This window comes from Luteitalea sp. (genome assembly GCF_022842525.1).
Taxonomy (GTDB): Bacteria; Acidobacteriota; Vicinamibacteria; order Vicinamibacterales; family Vicinamibacteraceae; genus Luteitalea.
The window spans coordinates 1-3,690 of the sequence record NZ_JALHPM010000341.1 but is presented as its reverse complement, the minus strand read 5'-3'; the positions used below and the strand labels follow the sequence as shown (position 1 = coordinate 3,690).

General features: G+C 72.4%; 1 protein-coding gene and 1 pseudogene. One reads left to right on the top strand and one right to left on the bottom strand.

Features of this window, described 5'->3' with window-relative positions; all coding sequences use genetic code 11:
- A partial coding sequence (locus Q0C41_RS30600; RefSeq protein WP_291990699.1) for a two-component regulator propeller domain-containing protein occupies nt 1-3,262 on the bottom strand: 3,262 nt, incomplete at its 3' end.
- Nucleotides 3,263-3,360: 98 nt separating this feature from the next.
- Here Q0C41_RS30600 and Q0C41_RS30595 point away from each other — a divergent pair.
- Nucleotides 3,361-3,690 (top strand): annotated as a pseudogene (locus Q0C41_RS30595) (hypothetical protein); the annotation flags it as partial.

Sequence of the window (3,690 nt, the reverse complement as noted above, 5' to 3'; positions counted from 1 at the left end):
TGGGGGACGGTGAGGTCGGCGCCGCGGACTCGACCGTCGCGGCCTGCGGGGCAGGCGGTGCGGGGCGCTCGCGGTCGACGGTTCCCGTGCCCGGCCGTGCGCAGGGCAGCAGCAGCGTGAACGTCGTGCCGATGCCCGACTGGCTCGACACCAGGATGCGCCCGCCATGACTGCGCACGATGCCCTGGACGGCCGCCAGCCCGAGTCCGCGGCCCGCCGGCTTGGTCGTGAAGAACGGATCGAAGATGCGCGCCAGGGTCTCGGCGTTCATGCCCACGCCGTCGTCTCGCACTTCCAGCCAGACGTAGTCGCCGGGGGCGAGGCCCAGCACGCCGGGCTGGTGCGTCGTGGCGGGCTCGCCGATCCGCAGGGTTCGCGTACCGGCCGACACCCGGATGCGACCTTCACGGGGGCCGATGGCGTCCGCGGCGTTGGTCAACAGGTTCATCACCACCTGCCGCAACTGCGACGGATCGCCGGCCACCATCGGCAGGTGCCGCGGGAAGTCGAAGGTCACGCTGATGTGCTTCGGGATGATCGATCCGAGCAGTTCGTGGACTTCCTCGGCGAGCGGTTCGAGCTGCACCGGCAACACGATGAACCGACCACGCCCGGAGTAGGCGAGCATCTGCGCCGTGAGCTCGCTGGCGCGCAGCGCCGCACGTTCGATGCGCTCGACATGCGGCCGTCCCGGGGCGCCGGCGGGCAGATCGGTGAGCGCGAGACTGGCTTCCCCGAGCACGCCGACCAGCAGGTTGTTGAAGTCGTGGGCGACGCCGCCCGCCAGCACGCCGAGGCTCTCGAGCCGCTGCGCCTGCTGGATTCGCTCGTCGAGCAGCCGGCGCTCCCGCTCGGCCCGCTCCCGCTCGACCATCTCGTGTCGGAGGGCAATCGTCCGCTCGTCCACCAGGCGCTGCAGGTCCTGCTGATGCCGTCGGAGCCGGCCGACGCGCCACCGCACGAGGCCGACGATCGAGAGCCCGAGGACGGCCAGCGCCAGCGCCAGGAACCAGCGCGTCTCGTGGAACTGCGCGGCCACCTGAAAGGACAGGGTGCGCACGGCGCCGGCGGAAGTGCCCTGGCCCGTGCGGGCACGCACCTCGAAGTGGTAGTCCCCGGGCGGAAGGTTGGTGAACGACGCCATGTGCGCGTCGGTCGGGCCAACCCAGCCCTCGTCGAGACCATCGTCGAGGCCGACCAGGCGGTACTCGTACTGCACCGCGCGCCCGCCCCGGAGCCGCGGCGCACTGAACGCGATGTCGATGTGGCGCGACGACAGCGGCGTCGCCAGGACGTCCAGCGACACCGGCCGCGTGTCGACCTGCACCGTGTCGATGTGGACGGCCGGCGGGGCGGGGGTGTCGGCGACCTCGGTCGGATCGAAGATCACCACCCCGTCCACGGTCGCGAACCAGAGGCGTCCGTCGTGCGCCAGCCAGCTGAGGGGCTGGTTGCCGTCGGTGCCATCGCTGCCGGGCACCCCGTCTGCCCGGCCGTACTGCGTCACCGACAGCAGGCCCCCGCGGCCCGCCAGGCGGGCATGCACGTCGGCCATGCGCACGACCGCCAGCCCCTGCGTGCCTGTCAGCCAGAGCCGGCCGACGTTGTCCTCCATCACGTCGAAGACGACGTCATCGGGCAGCCCGTCGCGCGTGGTGATGGCGGCGACCCGGCCCTCGCGCAACCGGAAGAGCCCGGCGCCGTAGGTGCCGATCCACAGCGCTCCCTCGCCGTCGTGGTGCAGTGAGGTCACGAAGGCGTGGCTCAATCCCTCGCGGTCGCCCCAGCTGACGATGCGGCCGTCGGGCTCGATGCTCTGCAGACCGCCGCCGTACGTGCCGACCCAGATGCGCTCGGGCACCGCGTAGATGACCCGGACCTCCGTGCTGCGCAGGCCCTGGGCCGTGCCGATGCGGGTGAGGGTGCCGTTCTCGTAGCGCACGACGCCGTCACCCCCGAACCACACGACACCCCGCGAGACTTCGATCATGCGCAAGGTCGGTCCGACGATCTCGGGGCCGAGTCGCGTCGTGACCCGCCCCTCCTCGAACAGGAAGGCGCCGGCCCCGTTGGTGCCGACCCAGACGCTCGACCCGTGGCCTCCAGCCACCGACGTGATGGCATTGCTCGGGAGGCCGTCGGCCGTCGTGTACACCCGCAGTGTGCCGTCCCGCAGGGAGACCAGGCCGCCGCCGTAGGTGCCGATCCACCACTGCCGGGTCTGGGCCCGCTGGTAGACCGTGGTCACCGGGAACGGCGGCAGTCCCGACCGGGTATCCAGCAATTCGCGGGCGGCCGCTGCCAGGCGGTTCAGCCCGCCAGAGAGCGTGCCGATCCACAACGCGCCATCGCGATCCTCGGCCAGCGACATGAGGTAGTCGCTGCTCAGCCCCTCGGTGCGACGGAAGGCCTGGAAACGCACGCCGTCGTACCGGACCAGCCCGCCTCCGTGCGTCGCCAGCCAGACGTGGCCGCGCCGGTCCACGAGGACTTGCAGCACGCGCTCCGCCGTCAGGCCCTCCCGTGGCCCGAACGTCGTGAGACCGCCGGCATCGATGCGCGCCACGCCACGCGGGCCGGCCACCCACACCGCGCCGTCGGGCGCCTCGGCCACCGAGGTGGTCACCACGCTGGTCAGCCCGTCGTCGATCGAGTACCGACGGACCTGCGTGCCGTCGAGCCGGATCACCCCGTGGCTGGCCGTGGCGAACCACATCGCGCCATCCCGGGTCTCGAGCACGCCGTTGACGTCCTCGTCCCGCAGGTCCGGCGGCAGCGCCGGCGCCTGCCAGCGGCGGCCATCGAACACGCGGGCACCGCGGGCGGAGGTCAGCCACACGCGCCCGCTCCGGTCCCGGTACAGGCCCGAGACGATCGGGTCGGGCACGCCCTCGGCGGCCCCGTAGCGGATGACATCGCCCCGGGCCACGCGCAACACCCCCGACCCATAGGTGCTGACCCAGAGCGCACCGTCGGGCTCCGGCAGCACGGCGGTGAGCCGCAGGTTGCTCATGTCGAGCGCACCGACGCGGCCGATGGACGTGAACCGTGCGCCGTCGAAGCGGGCGAGTCCCTTGCGGGTCGCAATCCACAGGTAACCGCGCTCGTCCTGGGCCACGCTCGTGACCGTGTTCTGCGGCAGCCCGTCCTCGACGCGCCACTGATCGACGATCAGGCGCGCGGCCGGTTGGGCGGCGACGACCGCGCTCGCGGCGTGCCACAGGCTCAGCACCAGCAGACAGGATCGGATCGACGAGGACATCCGCAGAGGGCGACTCGGGAGACGAGAAGGTCTTGAGTGTAAACGCCCGAGGCCCTCCCGGGAACGCGACCGACCGTGCGCTGGTCCAAGGGGCAGTCATGCCAGCCGCCCCTCGCTTCATTCTCGCGCTGGCAGCCGCCCTCGTGAGCGGCAGTCTCGGCCTGCTGGTCATCAGCGGTCCCGGGTACACGGCGGGCTACTGGTCGCTGCCCGGGGGCTTCCTGCTGCTGCGCGCCGCGGCGGCAGGCGGCCTCGCCGGCGGCCTGCTGGGCTTGACCTCCCTGTGGTGGCGACGGATGCTCACCCGCGGCGCCTGGCTGACGCTGGCCGCCATCCTGGCGGGCGCGATGGTCGCGTCCGCCGTCCCCGCGGGCTGGGCCCGCACCGGACGTACCGTGCCCCCCATCCACGACATCACGACCGACATC